Source organism: Sphingomonas sp. ACRSK (assembly GCF_022346685.1).
In the GTDB taxonomy this organism is placed as follows: Bacteria; Pseudomonadota; Alphaproteobacteria; order Sphingomonadales; family Sphingomonadaceae; genus Sphingomonas; species Sphingomonas molluscorum.
On the sequence record NZ_JAKRNR010000031.1, the window covers coordinates 1 to 19,778 of the forward strand.

The following is a 19,778-nucleotide window of genomic DNA, read 5'->3' on the forward strand; positions in this document are numbered from 1 at the left end:
AGACAGGAACGATGGTCACCCCTGCCCCCGCCCCCCCTCCTACCGCCGCTCTCCAAAAGATCGCGACGGCTGCGTTCTTGGACTAACTTTCGACTAACCTTCCGCACCCGCGAACGCGCCATGCTGCGCAGCAGAAGCCGCCAAGTCCTTCTGCGCCCTTGCACTTCGCGACGCCACGCCCGATGTTTCGCGGTGATATGAGCCAGTTCGCGCGTAGCCCGCTCACCGCCGTGCTGGGGCCCACCAACACCGGCAAGACCCACCTCGCGATCGAGCGGATGTGCGGCCATGCCTCGGGCATGATCGGCTTCCCGCTGCGCCTGCTCGCGCGCGAGGTCTATGACCGGGTGGTGGCGATCAAGGGCGCGCACCAGGTGGCGCTCATCACCGGCGAGGAGCGCATCGTGCCCCCCGGCGCGCGCTGGTTCCTGTGCACCGCCGAAAGCATGCCGCTCGACCGCGAGGTCGCCTTCGTGGCGCTGGACGAGGCGCAGCTCGGCGCCGATCCGGAGCGCGGCCATGTCTTCACCGACCGGCTGCTGCGCGCCCGCGGGCGCGAGGAGACGATGATCCTGGGCTCCGAAGCGCTGCGCCCGATGGTGCGCGCGCTGGTGCCCGATGCGGAGATCATCAACCGCCCGCGCTTTTCCACCCTCTCCTATGCCGGCGCGCGCAAGCTCTCCCGCCTGCCCCGACGCTGCGCGATCGTGGCCTTCTCGGCGGAGGAGGTCTACGCCGTCGCCGAGACGATCCGCCGCATGCGCGGCGGCGCCGCCGTCGTGATGGGCGCTCTCTCCCCGCGCACCCGCAACGCCCAGGTGCAGATGTTCCAGTCGGGCGAGGTCGACTATCTGGTCGCGACCGATGCGATCGGCATGGGCCTCAACATGGACGTGGCGCACGTCGCCTTCGCCTCGCTGCGCAAGTTCGACGGCCGCCGCCAGCGTCGCCTCACCATCTCGGAAATGGCGCAGATCGCCGGGCGCGCCGGGCGCCACCAGCGCGACGGCACCTTCGGCGGGCTGGTCGAGGAAGGGCCGAGCGCCTTTACGCCGGAGGAAGTGCTGGCGATCGAGGGGCACGTCATCCCGCCGCTCGAACAGCTCTACTGGCGCGAGGGCAGCCCCAGCTATGCCAGCATCGACGCGCTGATCGAAAGCCTGGAGCGCAAGCCCAGCCACCCCGCACTGCGCGCCGCGCCCCAGGCGATCGACCTGGCCGTGCTCAAGCGGCTCGCGGAGGAGGATTGGGTGCGCGCCCGCACGCGCCACCCCGCGATGGTCGCGCGGCTGTGGGCGGCCTGCGGCCTGCCCGATTTCCGCAAGCTCGGCGCCGACCCGCACGCCCGCTTCGTCGGCCGCATCTTCCAGCATCTGAGCGAGGGCAAGGGCCACCTGCCCCACCAGTGGTTCGCCGACGAGATCGCCCGCCTCGACAATGTCGGCGGCGATGTCGAGACGATCGCCGGCCGCATCGCGGCGGCGCGCAGCTGGGCCTATATTGCCCATCGCGCCGACTGGCTCGCCGAGCCGGCGCATTGGGCCGACCGCACCCGCGCGATCGAGGAGCGGCTGTCGGACGCGCTCCACGACCGCCTGCGCCAGCGCTTCGTCGACCAGCGCACCACCGTGCTGCTGCGCCGCATCGGCGCGGATGCCAGCAACCTGCCGGTCGAGGTTGGCGAGGATGGCGAGGTCAGCGTTGACGCGCATGTGCTCGGGCGCCTCGAAGGCTTCCGCTTCCATGTCGCGCCCGACGCGCGCGTCGCTGACAAGCGGCTGCTGATCTCCGCCGCCGAAAAGGGCTTGGCAGGCGAGCTCCGCCGCCGCGGTGCCGCGCTCGCCGGTGCGACGGACGATGCGTTCGTGCTCGATGCCGAACCCGGCGAACGACCCGGTATCCGCTGGAACGGCATCCCTGTCGCCACGCTTGCGAGCGGGCCCACGCTCGATCGCCCGGCGGTGAGGCTCGACCGCAGCCTCGACTGCCTCGACCGCGCCGGCCAGACGGCGGTGCGCGAGCGGATCGTCGCATGGGTGGGGGCGGAGATCGCCCGCCGCGCGCCGGTCCTCGCCCGGCTCGCCGCACTGTCGCGCGACCCAAACGCCAGCGCACCCCTGCGTGCGGTCGCCGCGGCCCTCACAGAGGTCGGCGGCATCAGCCCGCGCGAAACCGCCGATCCCGCGTTGGACGTGCTCGCGCCGGAGGATCGCCGCCGGCTGCGCCAGGCCGGCGTGACGGTCGGCACGCTCGACCTGTTCGACGCGCGCCTGTTCCGCCCCGCCCCCGCGCGCTGGCGGGCGGCGCTGCTGGCGGCGCGCGACGGTCGCCCGATCGAGCCCCTGCCCCCCGCCGGGGCCACCGTCCTGCCGGGCGACACCCGCGCCTGGGGCTTCCGCCGGCTGGGCGGTCAGGCCGTGCGCGTCGATCTCGTCGAACGCATCGCGCGTGCCGCGCACGACGCGCGCGAGGGGCACAAGCCGTTCGCCCCGGACCCGGCGCTCGCGACCTCGATCGGCTTGCAGCCGGAGACCATCGCCAAGCTGATGGCGCGCCTGGGCTTCCGCAGCGCCAAGCCGGAGGGCGAGCAGCCCCGTTGGGCCTGGCGCGGCCGTCCGCGCGCGCCGGCGCCGCGCACGCCGGCGGCACCGCGTCCGGGCAATGCCTTTGCCGCGCTGGCTGGCCTGGACCTTTCACGTGGCTGATCCGACCCCGCATGGCGCCGAATCGATGCGGCTCGACCGCTTCCTGTGGTTCGCCCGGCTGGTGAAGACCCGCAGCGCCGCCCAGAGCCTCGCCGGGGGCGGGTTGCTGCGTATCGACGGCCGTCGCATCGACCGCGCGCATTGCCCCGTGCGGCCGGGCGTCGTGGTCGCCTTTCCCCGCAACGGGCAGGTGCTGGTGCTGCGCGTGCTCGCGCTTCCCAGGCGGCGCGGACCGCCCGCAGAAGCAGCGGAGAGCTACCAGTTGCTGGAACCCGCCCGGACCGAGCCCGTTGACGGGGCGGGACAGCCCGCATAACGCGTCCCCGTTCGAACCCCTGGAGCCTTTTCCCCAATGACCTACGTCGTCACCGACGCCTGCATCCGCTGCAAGTACATGGACTGCGTCGAGGTCTGTCCGGTGGATTGCTTCTACGAGGGCGAGAACATGCTCGTCATCAATCCGTCCGAGTGCATCGACTGCGGCGTGTGCGAGCCGGAATGCCCGGCCGAGGCAATCCTGCCCGACACCGAGTCCGGGCTGGAACAGTGGCTGGAGCTCAACAACACCTTCTCGGCCCAATGGCCCAACGTCACGCGCAAGCTCGACCAGACGCCGCCGGACGCAGACGCGATGAAGGGCGTCGAGAACAAGTACGAGCAGTTCTTCTCCCCCGAACCCGGCAAGGGCGACTGACCCGGCAGGGCCCGTACGCGGCCCCGTACGCGGAAAAAAGCGCGGATTTCCGGCCCGTTTTCGCGGGAACTGCAACTCGCCGCTGGCATTTTTGCTCCGGACGCGCTATATAGTTGCGCGACGGCGGCATTTCGTTGCCCGCCGCGTGGAGACGCACCCTAAAGAAAAGCCCCAGCCCGACGCGGATCGGCCTGAGCCCCTCCCCGTCCAGGCGCGACTCTGGGGCGAACCGGTCACGAAAGGCTACCAATGGCTGCCAAGGCGCTGTCCTTTGATGTCGGCGATTATGTCGTTTACCCCAAGCATGGCGTTGGCCGTGTCATCGAGCTTCAGAAGCAGGAAATCGCGGGCATGCAGCTCGAGCTGTATGTGCTCCGCTTCGAAAAGGAGCGCATGACGCTCCGCGTGCCGACCAACAAGGCCGAGAGCGTCGGCATGCGCAAGCTGTCGTCGGACAAGACGCTGCGCGAGGCGCTGGACACGCTGAAGGGCAAGCCCAAGGTCAAGCGCACCATGTGGTCGCGCCGCGCCCAGGAGTATGAGGCCAAGATCAACTCGGGCGACCTGGTGTCGATCGCCGAGGTGGTCCGCGACCTGTTCCGCGCCGACGACCAGCCCGAGCAGAGCTATTCCGAGCGGCAGATCTTCGAGGCGGCGGCGAGCCGTCTCGCCCGCGAACTGGCGGCGATGGAAGAGGTCGAGGAGCCCAAGGCACTCGACAAGATCCTCGACATCCTGCGGGCGTCGGCCGCGATCTACAACAAGGAGAAGACCGCCGCCTGAGGCTGCGGACTTTCCTCAAGCACCCGAACGAGGGCGGCCCCACGGCCGCCCTTTTTCTTTACGGCTTTGCGCCCGCGGCGGGGTCTTCGGCGTGAGCCACGAAAAGGGTTGTTATGCGTACGCTAGGCACGTTGGCCTGCCTCTCCCTCGCCGCCTGCTCCGGCAGCGGTGAGTCCGATCATCAGTCCGCCGGTATGGCACAACGCAGCTTCGCTGCTCGCGACTTCACCGCCATCTCCCTGGAAGGTCCCGATACCGTCGAGATCCGCACCGGCGGCGACTTCGCGGTCGAGGCTCGTGGCGAGCCCGCGGTGCTCGACCAGCTCCTCGTGAAGAGCGAGGGCGGCACGCTCCGGATCGGGCGCAAGTCCCGGCAGAGCTGGGAGTGGCCGCTGCGCAGCGCCGGCAGCATCACCGTGCAGATGCCGGAGATCCGCGCCGCCTCCGCCACCGGATCGGGCGCGGTGACGCTGGATCGCGCCGACGACTTCTCCGGCAGCGTCTCGGGATCGGCCGACCTCACCATCGGCATGCTCGGCGGCCGCACCGCGCGGCTCGCGAACACCGGCTCCGGCACGATCGCGGCCGCGGGCGCCGTCGACACCTTGTCGGCCGAGCTGAAGGGTTCGGGAGACATCGCCGCGCCGCAGCTTCGTGCCGAAGAAGCCTCGGTCATCCTGCAGGGATCGGGCGCGGTCCAGGCCAGCGTCGCAGGCCCTGCCCGTGTGGCGCTCGACGGGTCGGGCACCGTGGACCTCGGCGACATGGCGCTGTGCACCAGCACGCTGGCGGGCTCCGGCTCGATCCGCTGCGCGTCCTGACATCCACGGCGGCTTGCCATCGCGGCAGCCGCGGTGCGATGCTCGCGCCATGCTGTTGCTGCCGATCCTTCTGGCGCTGACGGCGGCGTCGGAGAGCCCGGAGCCGCCTGTCCGCACGGTGATGCTCACGCGCTTCGACCGGCTGCGCGTCAGCGGCTCCTATGCCGTGGAAGTGGTCACCGGCGGGCGCACGGGCGCCGAACTGCACGGCGACCGCGCCTCGGCGGAGCGGGTCGCCGTCCAGGTGGAAGCGGGCGTGCTGTCCATCCGCCCCACCGGCACCACGCAAGACGGCTTCGCCGTGCCGCAGCGGCCGGTGACCATCCGCGTGCGGACAACGGCGCCGTTGCAGGCGGTGACGCTCACCGGCGGCGGACGCGTGACGGTCGACCGCCTCGCCGGCACCCGATCGGAAGTGGTGTTGAACGGGACCGGCACGCTGTCGATCGCGAGCGTGGCGGCCGAACAACTGCTGGGCACCCTGACCGGAAACGGGACGCTCTCCCTGGCCGGCACGGCACGACAGGCGCGGTTCGTGGCGTCGGGCTCGGGCAGTCTCGACGCAGCCGCGCTCGATACCCGCGACCTGATGGTGCGCAGCGACGGCGCGGGTACCGCCCGGTTCCGCGCTGCCCTCACCGCCATCGTCACGGCAAATGGCGTCGGCACCGTCGAGGTAGTGGGCAGCGCCAAGTGTCAGGTGCGCGGCACGTCCGCCGTGCAGTGTGGCGCCCGCCCCTGACCCTCAGGCAGCGACCGGAAACCGCAAAAGCCGATCCTCCAACGCCACCAGCGCTTCCGCACCCCGGCCCACGGCCCGCACGATCTCAGGGTGATGCGGCTCCAGCCCGCCGGTCAGTGAGCCGAACGCGGGCAGCACCAGCTTGCTCGGCGTCGCGACGAAGCAGCGCCGCGCGATCGTCCGGCCCCGTACGGTTACCCGCAGCTTGGGGTGGAAGTGCCCCGACAACTCGGGCCGGGTCTCGCCAGGATCGGCCTCATGCCGCAGCACCAGCCCGTCCACCACCGCTTCCTCCAGCACCGCGCCGCCGCACGAGGCTGTGAAACCGACGTCATGGTTGCCGGTGATCCAAGTCCAGCGGCAGCCGGAGGTCAGTGCCCGCAGCCGCTCCTGCGCCGCTTCCGGCAGGCGCGCACAGCCCTTGGGATCGTGGAAGCTGTCGCCCAGGCACCAGAGCTCGGCAGGGTTCACCCGCGCGACCACCGCCTCCAGCGCGTCCAGCGTCGCGAGCGTGTCATAGGGCGGCAGCATCTGGCCGAACTGCGCAAACCAGCTCGCCTTCTCGAAGTGGAGATCGGCAACCAGCAGCGCCTCGCGCGCCGGCCAGTAGAGCGCGCCCGCGGCCAGCGCGACCAGCTCGTGCCCCGCGAACGAAAAGCGAACCATGGCGCCGCTATGCCGTGCGGGGACGGGCACGGCAAGCCCCTCCAAGGGCTGGTCGTCGTCTCCATACCGTTTGTCTCGAGTAGGGATCGAGCCTGTCGAGAGCCCGTATCGAGAGAGCCGCTGCCCGTTTCTCGATACGCCGTCTCGACAAGCTCGACGGCTACTCGAAACAAACGGAGAAGAAGGAGGACGGGTCCGAAAGCACGCCCCCTCAATCGAGCCGCATCGCCTCGGCGGCCATCGCCTCCGCCTCGGTCAGCAGCGCGTCGTCGGCACTTCCCTGCGGCACATGCTCGCGGCCGATCAGCACCATGACCGGCACGGCGAGCGGGCTGATCCGCTCCAGCGTCACGTGCAGCATGCGCGCCTGCGCGGTCTCCAGTAGCGTCGCCAGGCGGCCGACGTCGGTCATCCGCGCGCGCGCATCCTCCCACGCGGCCTGAAGCAACAAGTGGGTGGGCTCGTACTTGCGCAGCACGTCGTAGATGAGGTCGGTTGAGAAGGTCACCTGCTTGCCGGACTTACGCTTGCCGGGATGCTGGCGCTCGACGAGGCCGCCGATGACCGCCACTTCCCGGAAGGCGCGCTTGAGCAGGTTCGAGCCCTGCACCCATTCGACGAACTCATGCTCCAGGATGTCGGGCGAGAAGAGCGCCGCCGGATCGGTGATCGGCTCCAGGCCATAGCAGGCGAGCGCATAGTCGTTGGAGACGAAGCCGATCGGCTTTAGACCAAGCGCCTCCATCCGGCGGGTGATGAGCATGCCGAGCGACTGGTGCGCGTTCCAGCCTTCGAAGCTGTAGGCGACCATGTAGTGCCTCCCCTCGTGCGGGAAGGTCTCGATCAGCAGTTGCCCCGGCTCCGGCAGGCGCGAGCGCCGACCCTGGATCTCCAGCCATTCGCGGACGTCGTCCGGAAAGCGCGCCCATTGTGCGCGGTCGTGGAGGAAGGTTCGTACCCGCTGCGCAAGGTTGGTGGAGAGCGCCATGCGCGTGCCCACGTAAGTGGGGATACGCGCGGGTCGGCTGGAGGCGCGCACGATTAGGTCAGTCAGCTCGATCCGCTCCACCTCAAGGCTGAGGCCGGCAAAGAAGAAAGTGTCGCCAGTCGAGAGGGTGGAGGCGAAATACTCCTCCACCGTGCCGAGCTTGCGGCCGTTGCGGAAGCGCACGTCGAGTGTCGGCGCATCGACGATGATGCCGGCGTTCAGCCGATGCTGCTGCACGAAGCACGGATGGCTGACGCGCCAGAGCCCGTCCGTCCCCTGGGTCAGCCGCTTGAACCGGTCATAGGCACGCAGTGCGTAACCGCCCTCGGCAATGTAGTGGAGCACGCGATCGAACGTCTCCGCATCGAGCGCGGAATAGGGCAATGCTGCGCGAACCTCCTGCAGCATATCCGCAGCATCGAAGGGTTCGGCACAGGCACAGGCCATCAGATGCTGGGCGAGCACGTCGAGCGCGCCCGGGCGGAAAAGCTCCGTGTCGAGCTCGCCCGCCTCCACCGCATCCAGTGCCGCGCGCGCCTCCAGATATTCGAAGCGGTTGCCCGGCACGACGATGGCTTCGGAAGGTTCGTCCAGGCGGTGGTTCGCGCGGCCGATGCGCTGGAGCAGGCGCGACGAGCCCTTGGGCGCTCCCATCTGGATCACGCAGTCGACGTTGCCCCAGTCCACGCCCAGATCGAGGCTGGCGGTCGCAACCAGCGCGCGCAGCCGCCCGTCCGCCATCGCCTGCTCGACCTTGCGCCGCGCCTCCACCGCGAGGCTGCCATGATGGACACCGATCGGCAGACTCCGCTCGTTGGACTTCCACAGGTCCTGGAAGATTAGCTCGGCGAGGCTTCGCGTGTTGCAGAAGACGATGGTGGTGGCGTGCGCCTCAATCTGCGCCATCACCTGCGGCGCGGCATAGCGCCCGGAGTGGCCGGACCAGGGGATCCGCCCCTCCGGCAGCAGGATCTCGATGCGGGGATCGGCACCGGGATCGCCCTGCACGAGCGTGACGGCGTCGATGTCGCCGTCGGGGGCGAGCCAGGCGCGATAGTCGTCCGGGTCGGCGACGGTGGCGGAAAGTGCCACCCGCCGCAGGCCGGGGCTCAACCGCTGGAGGCGCGCCAGGCAAAGCGCCAGCAGGTCGCCCCGCTTGCCCGCGGCAAAAGCATGTACCTCATCGATCACGATCGTCTTGAGGCCGCCCAGCAGCCGATCTGCGTCCGGATAGGACAGGAGCAGGCTGAGCGATTCGGGCGTGGTCAGCAGGATGTGCGGTGGCTTCACCCGCTGGCGCGCCTTGCGGTCGGAAGGGGTGTCGCCGGTTCGCGTCTCGACCCGGATGTCGAGCCCCATCTCCGCAATGGGGTTGAGCAGGTTGCGCTGGACGTCGACAGCCAGCGCCTTCAGCGGCGAGATGTAGAGCGTGTGCAGCCCCTCGCCCGGGGCATCGGCGAGCTCGGCTAGCGTGGGCAGGAAACCCGCGAGCGTCTTGCCCGCGCCGGTGGGCGCGACCAGCAGCGCGTGGCGCCCGGCCCTTGCCGCCGCCAGCATTTCCGCCTGATGCCGGCGGGGCGACCATCCACGGTCGGCAAACCAGCGGGAGATCGAGTCGGGAAGTTCGGCAATCGCAGCGGCCACGTCGCCGATGTGGCGATCCGGCACGTCCAACAAAAGGGATCGGCTCAGCGCATGCGCTTTTCGCGGTCGATCCGGTCCTGCTCGTCATAGAGATCGGCGGTTGCGCGCTCGCTCTCCTGGTGCCGACGACGCGAGACGCGGTTGTTGAGCACCGCCCAAATGATCACGCCCAGCAGGACGATCGGCCCGATGATCGTCAACAGGCCCCACAGACTGACTTCGTCCGCCATCGCTCGACCTCCTCTCCTGAAGAACCAGCTTTAAACGACAGGAGGCTGCGCTTCGATCCATGGGCGGCGATGCGGCCCGAAATGGAGTTCGTGCGTTAGCCTCCCCATGCCGCGCCTTGCCGACTGGATCGAACCCAAGCCGCAGGGCATCTACCTGCCCCACGCCGATGCCTGGATCGACCCGTCTGTGCCGGTGCCGCGCGCGCTGGTGACCCATGGGCACGCCGATCATGCCCGCGGCGGGCACGAGACGGTGTGGGCAACACCCGAGACGCTGGCGATCATGGACGCGCGCTACGGTAGCCAGAACGGCCGCCCGGTCGCCTATGGCGAGACAGTCCGGCTGGGCGGCATCCAGGTGTCCTATGTCCCCGCAGGCCATGTGCTGGGATCGGCGCAGATCCTGCTCGAGCATCGCGGCGAGCGGGTGGTGGTGTCGGGCGACTATAAGCGCCGCCCCGACCCGACCTGCACGCCGTTCGAGCCGGTCGCCTGCGACGTGTTCGTGACGGAGGCGACGTTCGGACTGCCGGTTTTTCGCCATCCCGAGACTCGCGACGAGATCGACAAGCTGCTCGCGGCGCTGCGTGCGGAGCCGGAGCGGTGCGTGCTGGTGGGCGCCTATGCGCTCGGCAAGGCGCAGCGCGTGATCGCCGAGGCGCGCGCAATGGGCTTCGACGATCCGATCTACGTCCACGGCGCGCTTCAGCGATTATGCGATCTCTATGTCGCGCACGGCGTGGAACTCGGCGAGCTGCGCCCCGCCACCGGCGCCAGCAAGGCGGAGCTCGCCGGGCGGATCATCCTCGCCCCACCCTCGGCGCTCAACGACCGCTGGTCCCGGCGCCTGCCGGACCCGATCTCGGCCATGGCCTCGGGCTGGATGCGGGTGCGGCAGCGCGCCCGGCAGCGCAACGTCGAGCTGCCGTTGATCCTCTCCGACCATGCCGACTGGGACGAGCTGACCCGTACGATCGAGGAGATCGCTCCCCAGGAGGTGTGGGTGACGCATGGGCGCGAAGACGCGCTGGTCCATTGGTGCAGCATGCGGCAGATCCGCGCACGGGCGCTCGACCTGGTCGGCTATGAGGACGAGGACGACTGAGCGCCGGCGGGCCGGGGCGGCCCCTCTGTCTCGGCGACGAACGGACGCGCGAGGCCGTGGTACAGCCGTTCCTGGCAGACCCGCGCGCTTACCCAGTCGGCGATCAGCGCCGCGGCGAACATCGGCAGGATCAGGCCGCGCGCCGCCGTCGTCTCGCTGACGATGATGACGGCGGTGAAGGGCGCGCGCACGACGCCGACGAAATAGGCGACCATGCCGATCACCACCACCGCGCCCGGCGGCGAATAGGGGAAGAGGGCCGTCAGCAGGTTCCCGAAGCCCGCGCCGATGGCAAGCGACGGCGCAAAGATCCCGCCGGGCGCCCCGGTCAAGGTCGTCGCGAGTGTCGCCATCAGCTTGGCGGGACCGAACCAGCCCGACACCTCGCCGCCCTCGACCAGCGCGCGCGTGGCGCCATAGCCGGTCCCCCAGGTGGCACCGCCCGTCCCGACGCCCAGCACCGCGACGACCAGTCCGCACAGGCCGGCGAACAGCACGGGCCGGGCCTTCAGCGCCCGGGCCCATCCGGTTCGCCCGTCGCTGAACCCCAGCACGACGCGGGTGAACAGCCCGCCCGCGACACCCCCCAGCAGGCCGGCGAGCGGCGCCAGCAGCAGCACGCGATGCAGCTTCAGCGTCTGGTCCACCGCGCCGAAATAGACATAGTCGCCGGCGATCCCGAGGCTGACCATGCCGGCGATCATCACCGCCCCCATCACCAGGACGGCAACCCGTTGCTCATAGGCGGCGGCGAGTTCCTCGATCGCAAAGGCGACCCCGGCCAGCGGCGTGTTGAACGCCGCGGCGACGCCCGCCGCGCCACCGGCGATCAGCACGCCGGCAGTGATCGGCACGCGCAGCAGGCGATGCAACGCGACCATGATCGCCGCACTCACCTGGACGCTCGGCCCCTCACGACCGACCGAGGCCCCGAACAACAGCATGGTGACCGTCAGCACCAGCTTCTTGGCGGCGGTGCCGAGCGAAAGGAGGCGCGTCGCGGCCTGCTCGTCCGCCGACCTGCCGGCCGCGATCACCTGGGGGATGCCGGAGCCGCGCGCGTCCCTGGCCCAGCGCCGCGTAGCCCATACGACCGCGGCAAAGGCGAGCGGCGTCGCCACCAGCGGCGCATAGGGCCAGCGCGCCAGCGCATGCCCGAACAGTTCCTGCGCGAGATCGCTCGCGCGGGCAAAGGCAAGCGCCACCAGCCCTAGCAGGACCGCGCCCGCAGCAGTCGCGACCCGCCGCTTCAGGATCGGCCACTGATCGGAGGCATTCCGCTGCGCGTGCAGGCGCAGCAGATGCCGCGCACGGTCTGAGAAAAACGGCATGCCGCGCTCTTTGGGCCGAATCGGGCGCGGCGGGAACCACGAACCCGGGCCGAAGCCGATATCAGGTCCCTTGCAGCGCCTTTTGCCGGCGCCGCTGCACCGAGGAGCCGATCCCCAAAGCCTCTCGGTATTTGGCGACCGTGCGCCGGGCGATGTCGAAGCCCTTGGCATTCAACAGCTCGACCAGCGTGTCGTCGGACAGGATCTTGCGCGGATCCTCGGCGGCAATGAGCGTCTTGATCGCGTTCTTGACCGCTGCGGCCGACACCGCTTCGCCCCCGTCGGCAGCCTGGATCGCGGAGGTGAAGAAGTACTTCAGCTCGAACAGCCCGCGTGCGCAGCTGAGGTATTTGTTGGACGTGACCCGGCTGACCGTCGATTCGTGCATCTCGATCGCCTCGGCCACCTGCCGCAAGGTGAGCGGCCGCAGGTGGGCGACGCCCTTTCGGAAGAAGCCCTCCTGCTGCTTCACGATCTCGGCGGCGACCTTGATGATGGTGCGTTGCCGCTGGTCGAGCGCCTTGACCAGCCAGTTGGCGCTGGCGAGGCATTCGGAAAGCCAAGCGCGGGAGGTCTTGTCCTGTCGCCCGCCCGAAAGCTCGACATAATAGGCGCGATTGACGAGCAGCCGTGGCAGCGTGGCCCCGTTGATCTCCACGGCCCAGCCGGCCCCCCGCGGGGCCACGAAGAGATCGGGGACCACCGCGGGCGCACGTTCTCCGCCGAACCGGCAGCCGGGCTTCGGATCATAGCCGCGCAGTTCGCGGATCATGTCGCCCAGATCCTCGTCATCGACTTCGCAGAGCCGGCGCAGTTGCGGCAGCGCGCCGCGGGCGACCAGATCCAGATTGTCGATCAATCGGGCCATGCAGGGATCGTAGCGATCCGCCTCCTTCGCCTGGAGCGCGAGGCATTCGGCGAGGCTGCGCGCGCCCACACCGGTGGGATCGAACGTCTGGATCGTGGCGAGCACCGCCTCGATCTCCGCCAGCGGCACGCCCAGCCGGTTGGCGACGTCGAGCAACGAGCCGGTGAGATAGCCGCATTCGTCGATCTGATCGATCAGTTGCTGCGCCACGAACAGGGCCGGCCCCGAAAGCACCGCACCCGCCTGCGCGAGAAGGTGGTCGGCAAGCGAGGGCCCGTCCGCCTCCAGCCCATCGAAGTCCAGGCCGTCTTCGGGCAGCGCGGCCGCGCCGGCCCCGCTGGAGCTCAGGCCGCCGTCCAGCCCCCCGATGGCGTCGCCGGGGCCGTCGTCGATGAACGCATCGGCCGCCAAGTCGATGTCGAGCGCCTCTCCGCTCGCCTCTACCATCAGCACCAGTTCGTCGGCGCCCGCGGGCTCGTCGCGCACGAGAGGCGTGTCGCCCGGCGGCAAATCCTCGCCACCCGAATCGTCGCTGCCGCCCGACTCGAGCAGGGGGTTGCGCTCGATCTCCTCGGCAATGACGCCTTCGATCTCCAGGTTCGACAGCGCGAGCAGGCGGATCGCCTGCTGGAGCTGCGGCGTCATCACCAGCGACTGTGACTGGCGGAGATCGAGGCGCGGGCCGAGCGACATCAGCCGCGCCTCCCGCAGACGCCTTCAGCGTGCCGGTGCCCTTCGCGCTGCGGGAGGCGACCGGCGCGTGCCATGGGTCAGAGCGAGAAGCTTTCGCCCAGGTACAGGCGGCGGACGTTGGCGTCGGCCACCAGTTCTTCGGGCGAGCCGGTGAACAGCACCCGGCCATCGTAGATGATGTACGCCCGGTCGACGATGTCGAGCGTTTCGCGGACGTTATGATCGGTGATCAGCACGCCGATCCCCCGCTGCTTGAGCTGGCCGACCAGATCGCGGATGTCGGCGATCGAGATCGGGTCGATGCCCGCGAACGGCTCGTCGAGCAACATGATCGAGGGATCGGCCGCCAGCGCACGCGCGATCTCAGCGCGCCGCCGCTCGCCGCCGGACAACGCCATCGCCGGTGCATCCCGCAGGCGCGTGAGGCCGAACTCGTCGAGCAACTGGTCGAGCCGTTGGCCGCGTGCCTTGGGATCCGGCTCGGCAAGCTCCAGCACTGCAAGGATGTTCTTCTCGACGGTTAGACCGCGGAAGATCGAGGTTTCCTGCGGCAGATAGCCGAGCCCCAGAATCGCGCGGCGGTACATCGGCAGGCTGGTGATGTCGTCGCCGTCGAGCATGATGCGCCCGGCGTCCGGCTTCACCAGGCCCATGACCGAGTAGAAGCTGGTCGTCTTGCCCGCGCCATTGGGACCGAGCAGCCCCACGACCTCCCCGCGGCCGACCGACATGGAGACGTCGGACAGCACCACCCGCTTGTCGTAGGACTTGGCGATCGACACCACCGACAGGCCGTGCGCCATCGTCGGCTCCGCATGGGGTGCCGTGGTCGGGCTGGCTAGGGTGGTCACATCGTCCATCTGGGGCTCCGTGCTGGCGCGTCGAAGGTCATCGCCTCGAAACGCGCATGCAGCTGGCAAGATTCGTGCATGATTCGCGCCCGGAGGGAAAGGGGGTACCGTCGCTCGGCGCCCCCTGGTCCGCCGGACGGTGCGTCAGTTGCGCTTGGGCACGGAGAAGCGACCGCTCACCCGTCCGCCTTGCTGCGTCACGCCGCCTCCCGGTGCCGTGCTGCTCGCCACGCCCGAGCCGTCGATCGTCGCACGCCCGGTGTCGAGATCGATCGAGAGCCGCCCGCCGTTGAGCCGGTTGGTGCCCTGCGTCAGCGAGACGTTGCCGATCATCGTCACCACGCGCCGGTTGACGTCATAGACGGCGTAGTTGGACTTGGCGGTCTGGTCCGGGCGCGTCACCGTGACTCCGCCCGCCGCGTCGAGCCGCGACGCCTGCGGCGACCCCGAAGCGACCTGGCCGGTGTAGTTCACCGTCACGCGGTCCGCGGTCAGCGTCATCGTCGCCTGTCGGATCGTCACGCCACCGGTCAGGATCGCGCGATTGGCGCGATCCTGCAGCTCGATCGACTGGGCGCTGAAATCGATCGGCGCGTTCGAGTCGTGGCGTACCTGCCCGAAGGCAGCGTGCGCGGCGAGCAGCCCGAGGGGCGCGGCGACGAGCAGAAGGTGCGGAACACGTATCATAGCGCCTACTTCGTTCGCCCGGGCTGGATGCGCAAGCGGGCATTGCCGTCGAGGCGCACGGTGCGCGCCTCCAGGTCGGCCGAAAGCCGGTCGCCGCTGAAGGTACCGAGCGGCGTGGTACCGTCCGCCGCGCCGCCGCTGCGCAGCTTGCGCGTCTTCAGGTCCACGGTCGCATCGCGGGTGTCGAGCCGGTATCCGTCGGCTGCGCGAAAGGCGATCGGCCCGTCGATGGCGACTTGCTCGGCATCCAGATCGTAGCGTCCGTGGTTGGCGTTCAACCTTGCCGGACCGTCCTTTAGCTGGATTTCGGCGGCAAGCTTGTCGAGCTGGACGATCGGTTCGGACGAGCTCTTCTGCACCGCAGACCCCGCGGTCAGCGCGAAAGGCTGCCCCTTGGCGTCGGCCCCCGTGTAGCGTGCCGCCTGGATGCGCAGCCGCTCCTTGGCGACTTCCACCTTGTTCTTGTCGAGCACGAAGCTGACGTCGCCGCGCATGAACAGGGGGGCGAGCACCAGGAAGGCCGCCAGCACGCCGATCGCCACCGGCAGCGCGACCAGCGACAGGCGGATCAGCCGGTCGTGGCGACTTCCGGGGAGCGCCCAATGCTGGCGCTGCGTTCGTTCGCGGCGGGCGATCTCCGACATCGTGTCGCTTACATGTGCGCGAAGATGTCGACTTCCGGCCACCCGGCTAGGTCCAGAGCGGCCCGGTGCGGCAGGAAATCGAAACAGGCCTTGGCAAGGGCGCTCCGCCCCTCACGGGCGAGGCGGCGGTCGAGCTCCTCGCGCATCGCGTGGAGATAGCGCACGTCGGACGCGGCATATTCCTTCTGCGCGTCGCTCAGCACCGGAGCGCCCCAGTCCGACGACTGCTGCGCCTTGGAGATTTCCTGGCCGAGCAGTTCGCGCACCAGTTCCTTCAGGCCATGGCGATCGGTGTAGGTCCGCACCAGGCGCGAGGCGGTCTTGGTGCAATAGACCGGCGCGGCCACGGTTTCGAGATAGTGGCGGATCGCCGCGAGATCGAAGCGGGCGAAGTGGTAGAGCTTGACGCGATCCGGATCGCCCAGGACGGCACGCAGGTTCGGCGCGGCATAGTCGCTGCCGGGCGAAAAGCGGACGAGGTGCTCGTCGCCGCGCCCGTCCGAGATCTGCACGACGCAGAGCCGGTCTCGGTGGGTGTGCAAGCCCATGGTCTCGGTATCGACGGCAAGGTCGGCGCCCGGTGCGAACAGGTCGGCGGGCAGATCTTCTTCGTGCAGGTAAACAGCCATGCCGAACGCCTAGACGCTTCGGGGAGCGGGCTCAATGGCCCGGCCGAACTCCCTGGGGCGTCGCGCTCTTCCGAGTCGGCGCTGTGGCGCCGCGAATCACCTGAGACCGGCACGCTTGCAGGACAGGGTCGCCATGCACGCCCCTCCATCGGCTCCGGATGTTGCAAAAAAAGCCGAAGCTGTGCCGTCTCCGCCACGGTTGTGGCGCGATCGCGCGTTACCTGCCGTAAAATTGTCGAAAACATTTCCGGCTACACGCGTTTCGGCTATGGTGGCGTCGTGGCGCATCTGCCTGTGCGCCCAGAGACTTGCGTCATTCGTCCGGCGCTTGGGTTCTGATGGTGATTTGGGCGAGCCGGGAAGACGAACAGGGCAATGAGTTTCGATCGAGGGCGCCGCGGGGATCGCGGCGGGCGCGGCAAGGACAAGCGCGACAGTTTTGGTGACGAGAGCTACGGTGGCTACAGCGACCGCGGCTTCGGCGGTGGCGGCGGCTTCGGCGGCGGCGGCGATCGCTTCGGCGGTGGCGGCGGCTTCGGCGGCGGCGATCGCTTCGGCGGTGGCGGCGGCTTCGGCGGCGGCGGCGATCGCTTCGGCGGTGGTGGCGGCGGCGGCGGCTTCCGTGGCGGCGGCGGTGGCGGTGGCCGCGGCATGCCCCCGCAGGTCGTCGGCGAAGCCACGGGCGTCGTGAAGTTCTTCAACGGCCAGAAGGGCTTCGGCTTCATCGTCCGTGACGATGGCGGCGAGGACGTGTTCGTGCACATCTCGGCAGTCGAGCAGGCGGGCCTCACCGGTCTGGCCGAGGGTCAGCCGCTCGGCTTCACCCTGGTGGATCGCGGCGGCCGCGTCTCGGCCACCGAGCTGAAGATCGACGGCGAGCCGATGCCGGTCACCGAAGGTGGCGGCGGTGCACCGCGCGACCGTGATGCCGCTCCGCGTGGCGGCGGCATGGGCGGCCCGCAGCGCCAGCTGACCGGCGAGCGTGCGTCGGGCACGGTCAAGTTCTTCAACGCAATGAAGGGCTTCGGCTTCATCCAGCGCGACGACGGCCAGCCGGACGCGTTCGTGCACATCTCGGCCGTCGAGCGCGCGGGCATGCCCACGCTGAACGAGGGCGACAAGCTCGAGTTCGAGCTCGAGGTGGATCGGCGCGGCAAGTACGCCGCGGTGAACCTCCAGCCCAAGGGCTGATTCCGGATGCCGTCCGGCCGCACGTCGGCCAGGCGGTTCCGCAACCATGTCGCCGCGATGGTCCTTGCCGTCGCGGCGACGCTGGTTTCGGGCGCCCCTGCCCCCGTTGCCGCGACCGGGCAGGTCGCCCCTCCGGCGACTGCACCGTCTCCGGCACCCGTTTATCCGATCACCGCGCGCATCGTCGCGCGCTATCCCCATGATCCCGGCGCCTTTACCGAAGGCCTGCTGTGGCACGGTGGCGCCCTGTTCGAGAGCATCGGGCTGGAAGGTCGCTCGGAAGTCCGGCGCGTGCGGCTGGAGGATGGCCAGGTGCTCGCCCGCGCGGTGCTGCCTGACGATCAGTTCGGCGAAGGACTGGCGCTGTGGGAGAATAGCCTCGTCAGCCTTACCTGGAAGACGGGCCTCGCGCATCGCTGGGACACAAAGACGCTCAAGCGCACCGGCAGTTTCCGCTACACGGGCGAAGGCTGGGGCCTGGCAAGCGACGGGAAGGCGCTGATTCAGTCCGACGGCTCGGCGACCCTGCGCTTTCGGGATCCGAAGAGCTTTGCGGTCCAACGCGAACTGACGGTCACCGCGAATGGCCGCCCTGTGCGCAACCTCAACGAGCTCGAGGTGATCGACGGCGCGATCTTCGCCAATGTGTGGCATCGCAACTATCTGGTCCGCATCGATCCGGCCAACGGGGCGGTGACCGGCCTGATGGACTTGGCGGCGCTCGCGGCAGAGGTCGCCGCAACCGATCCGGAGGCGGTTCCGAACGGCATCGCCTGGGACCCGGTGAAGCGCCGGCTGTTCGTGACCGGCAAGCTCTGGCCGACCTTGTTCGAGATCGCGCTCGATCCAGCGCCTTAGCGGGGCCTCCTTAGGTGGCCATTCGGAGCAGGGTCTCGATCCGGTCTGCCTCCGCGGCCGGCTTGTCGCGCCGGATCCGGGCAATGCGGGGGAAGCGCATCGCCAGCCCGGACTTGTGGCGGCGTGACGCGTGAATCGAATCGAACGCGACCTCCAGCACCAGCGTCTTTTCGACCTCGCGGACGGGGCCAAAGCGCTGGACGGTGTTGGTGCGCACGAACCGATCGAGCCACTTCAGCTCCTCGTCGGTGAACCCCGAATAGGCCTTGCCGACCGGCAGCAGTTCGCCCCCTTCGGCCGGGTCACCGGTCCAGCATCCGAAGGTGTAATCCGAGTAGAAGGACGAGCGCTTTCCGTTGCCACGCTGGGCATACATCATCACGCAGTCGGCGGTGAGGGGATCGCGCTTCCACTTGTACCAGAGACCCACCCGGCGCCCGGCGACATAGGGGCTGTCGCGCCGCTTGAGCATCACGCCCTCGATCGCGGCGTCGCGTGCGCCCTCCCGAATCGCCTCCAGCGCCGAGAAGTCCGGCGCTTCGATCAGGCGGGAGACGTCGAACCGCTCCGGATCGAGGTTGGCGGCGAATTGCTCTAGGCCCGCGCGCCGCTCGCTCCAGGGAAGCGATCGCAGATCGCGGGAGCCGTCGAACAGGATGTCATAAAGGCGGACAAAGGCGGGAAAGTCGGCCAGCATCCGCTTCGACACCGTCTTGCGCCCCAGTCGCTGCTGGAGCGCATTGAAGCTGGCCGCGCCTTCCGCGTCGCCCAGCGCATGGCCTTGTGCCTCGCCCTTCACCAGCAGTTCGCCGTCGAGCACCCCAGGAGTTGCATAGGCGGCCGCGACCTCCGGGAAGCTGGCGGTGATGTCGTCCCCGGCGCGACTGTAGAGCCGGGTCTCGCCACCGGCATGCACCAGCTGCACCCGGATTCCGTCCCACTTCCACTCCGCGGCATAGTCCGCGAGATCGACGCGGCCGTCCTCCAGTGGGTGGGCGAGCATGAACGGGCGGAACACCGGTAGGTTCGCGCTGTCAGGCTGCGGCGCCTGCCCCTCGGCCCAGGCGAACAGCGGCGCGTAGGGCGGCGCGAGGCCGTGCCACACCTCCTCCACCGCCTCGACGTCGAGGCCGAAGGCTTGCGCGAGCGCCATCTTCGCGAGCCGCGCCGACACGCCTGCACGGAGCCCACCGGTCGCAAGCTTGAGCAAGGCGAAACGCTCATCCGAATCGAGCTGGTCGAGCATCGCGGCGAGGACGGCAGGCGCGTCGCTTCGGGACAGGGCGCCCAGCGTGTCCACCACCTGCGCCAGCGATAGCGGCTCCGCCTCACGCGCAGCGGGTGAGCCGGCAGGTGGTTCCGGCCACAGCAGCGCGACCGTTTCGGCCGTGTCGCCGACGAAGTCGCGGCTCATCCCGAACAGCACCGGGTCCACCCGCGTCTCGATCATCTGCCGGATGATGGCAGGCTTCACCGCCGGAAGGTCGAGGTCACCGGTCAGCGCCGCGATCGCCCAGCCGCGGTCGGGGTCCGGCGTGGTCCGCAGATAATCGCCGATCAGGCGGAGCTTGGCATTGCGCGACCGGGTATAGATCAACCGGTCGAGCAGGTCGGCGAACGCACGCATGCCCGATCAACCCGCCGGCGG

General features: G+C 69.4%; 19 protein-coding genes. 9 read left to right on the forward strand and 10 right to left on the reverse strand.

Annotated features, from left to right (window positions below):
* The first annotated feature begins 197 nt into the window (after positions 1-197).
* From MHZ35_RS14625 to MHZ35_RS14650, 6 genes are all read left to right on the forward strand, one after another.
* Positions 198-2,705: a helicase-related protein gene (locus tag MHZ35_RS14625; protein ID WP_239436342.1), complete on the forward strand. Its 2,508-nt coding sequence runs from the start codon at positions 198-200 to the stop codon at positions 2,703-2,705.
* Between the two features lie 25 nt (positions 2,706-2,730).
* The gene (locus MHZ35_RS14630) at positions 2,731-3,021 is read left to right on the forward strand and encodes an RNA-binding S4 domain-containing protein (RefSeq protein ID WP_239436343.1); all 291 of its coding nucleotides are present in this window, start codon (positions 2,731-2,733) and stop codon (positions 3,019-3,021) included.
* 36 nt (positions 3,022-3,057) lie between these two features.
* Positions 3,058-3,399: a ferredoxin FdxA gene (fdxA, locus tag MHZ35_RS14635; RefSeq protein WP_125959090.1), complete on the forward strand. Its 342-nt coding sequence runs from the start codon at positions 3,058-3,060 to the stop codon at positions 3,397-3,399.
* Positions 3,400-3,648: 249 nt separating this feature from the next.
* Positions 3,649-4,182, forward strand: a complete 534-nt coding sequence (locus MHZ35_RS14640; protein ID WP_125959091.1) for a CarD family transcriptional regulator — start codon at positions 3,649-3,651, stop codon at positions 4,180-4,182.
* A gap of 194 nt (positions 4,183-4,376) precedes the next feature.
* Complete coding sequence (locus MHZ35_RS14645; protein ID WP_239436313.1) at positions 4,377-5,003, forward strand: head GIN domain-containing protein; 627 nt, start codon at positions 4,377-4,379, stop codon at positions 5,001-5,003.
* A gap of 49 nt (positions 5,004-5,052) precedes the next feature.
* Complete coding sequence (locus MHZ35_RS14650) at positions 5,053-5,745, forward strand: head GIN domain-containing protein (RefSeq protein ID WP_239436314.1); 693 nt, start codon at positions 5,053-5,055, stop codon at positions 5,743-5,745.
* 3 nt (positions 5,746-5,748) lie between these two features.
* Here MHZ35_RS14650 and pdeM read toward each other — a convergent pair whose 3' ends face one another.
* The 3 genes from pdeM to MHZ35_RS14665 form a co-directional block, all read right to left on the reverse strand.
* The gene (gene pdeM, locus MHZ35_RS14655; RefSeq protein WP_239436315.1) at positions 5,749-6,411 is read right to left on the reverse strand and encodes a ligase-associated DNA damage response endonuclease PdeM; all 663 of its coding nucleotides are present in this window, start codon (positions 6,409-6,411) and stop codon (positions 5,749-5,751) included.
* 211 nt (positions 6,412-6,622) lie between these two features.
* Positions 6,623-9,010 (reverse strand): ligase-associated DNA damage response DEXH box helicase, encoded by a 2,388-nt coding sequence (locus tag MHZ35_RS14660; protein WP_446741059.1) that lies wholly within the window; start codon positions 9,008-9,010, stop codon positions 6,623-6,625.
* Positions 9,011-9,087: 77 nt separating this feature from the next.
* Positions 9,088-9,273 carry a hypothetical protein gene (locus tag MHZ35_RS14665; protein ID WP_239436316.1) on the reverse strand — a complete coding sequence of 62 codons (186 nt, stop codon included), beginning with the start codon at positions 9,271-9,273 and terminating at the stop codon, positions 9,088-9,090.
* A gap of 106 nt (positions 9,274-9,379) precedes the next feature.
* On the opposite strand from MHZ35_RS14665, the gene MHZ35_RS14670 reads away from it, so the two are divergent.
* On the forward strand, positions 9,380-10,378 hold the full coding sequence (locus MHZ35_RS14670; RefSeq protein WP_239436317.1) for a ligase-associated DNA damage response exonuclease: 999 nt from the start codon (positions 9,380-9,382) through the stop codon (positions 10,376-10,378).
* Here the strand turns inward: MHZ35_RS14670 and MHZ35_RS14675 are convergent.
* The 6 genes from MHZ35_RS14675 to MHZ35_RS14700 all read right to left on the reverse strand — a co-directional run bounded on the left by MHZ35_RS14675 (position 10,357) and on the right by MHZ35_RS14700 (position 16,081).
* On the reverse strand, positions 10,357-11,709 hold the full coding sequence (locus MHZ35_RS14675) for a chloride channel protein (RefSeq protein WP_239436318.1): 1,353 nt from the start codon (positions 11,707-11,709) through the stop codon (positions 10,357-10,359). The genes MHZ35_RS14670 and MHZ35_RS14675 overlap by 22 nt on opposite strands.
* 61 nt (positions 11,710-11,770) lie before the next feature.
* Positions 11,771-13,270 carry an RNA polymerase factor sigma-54 gene (gene rpoN / locus MHZ35_RS14680; RefSeq protein WP_239436319.1) on the reverse strand — a complete coding sequence of 500 codons (1,500 nt, stop codon included), beginning with the start codon at positions 13,268-13,270 and terminating at the stop codon, positions 11,771-11,773.
* Between the two features lie 77 nt (positions 13,271-13,347).
* On the reverse strand, positions 13,348-14,130 hold the full coding sequence (lptB, locus tag MHZ35_RS14685; RefSeq protein ID WP_125959099.1) for an LPS export ABC transporter ATP-binding protein: 783 nt from the start codon (positions 14,128-14,130) through the stop codon (positions 13,348-13,350).
* 135 nt (positions 14,131-14,265) lie between these two features.
* Positions 14,266-14,808 (reverse strand): LptA/OstA family protein, encoded by a 543-nt coding sequence (locus MHZ35_RS14690; protein WP_239436320.1) that lies wholly within the window; start codon positions 14,806-14,808, stop codon positions 14,266-14,268.
* 5 nt (positions 14,809-14,813) lie between these two features.
* Complete coding sequence (gene lptC / locus MHZ35_RS14695) at positions 14,814-15,452, reverse strand: LPS export ABC transporter periplasmic protein LptC (RefSeq protein ID WP_239436321.1); 639 nt, start codon at positions 15,450-15,452, stop codon at positions 14,814-14,816.
* Between the two features lie 8 nt (positions 15,453-15,460).
* Entirely contained in the window at positions 15,461-16,081 is a 621-nt protein-coding gene (locus tag MHZ35_RS14700; RefSeq protein WP_239436322.1) for a ribonuclease D, read from the reverse strand.
* A gap of 375 nt (positions 16,082-16,456) precedes the next feature.
* Between MHZ35_RS14700 and MHZ35_RS18115 the strand changes: the two genes are divergently transcribed.
* On the forward strand, positions 16,457-17,272 hold the full coding sequence (locus tag MHZ35_RS18115) for a cold-shock protein (protein ID WP_274616008.1): 816 nt from the start codon (positions 16,457-16,459) through the stop codon (positions 17,270-17,272).
* 6 nt (positions 17,273-17,278) lie between these two features.
* Positions 17,279-18,130: a glutaminyl-peptide cyclotransferase gene (locus MHZ35_RS14715; protein ID WP_239436323.1), complete on the forward strand. Its 852-nt coding sequence runs from the start codon at positions 17,279-17,281 to the stop codon at positions 18,128-18,130.
* Positions 18,131-18,140: 10 nt separating this feature from the next.
* Here MHZ35_RS14715 and MHZ35_RS14720 read toward each other — a convergent pair whose 3' ends face one another.
* The gene (locus tag MHZ35_RS14720; RefSeq protein ID WP_239436324.1) at positions 18,141-19,757 is read right to left on the reverse strand and encodes a cisplatin damage response ATP-dependent DNA ligase; all 1,617 of its coding nucleotides are present in this window, start codon (positions 19,755-19,757) and stop codon (positions 18,141-18,143) included.
* Positions 19,758-19,778: the final 21 nt, after the last annotated feature.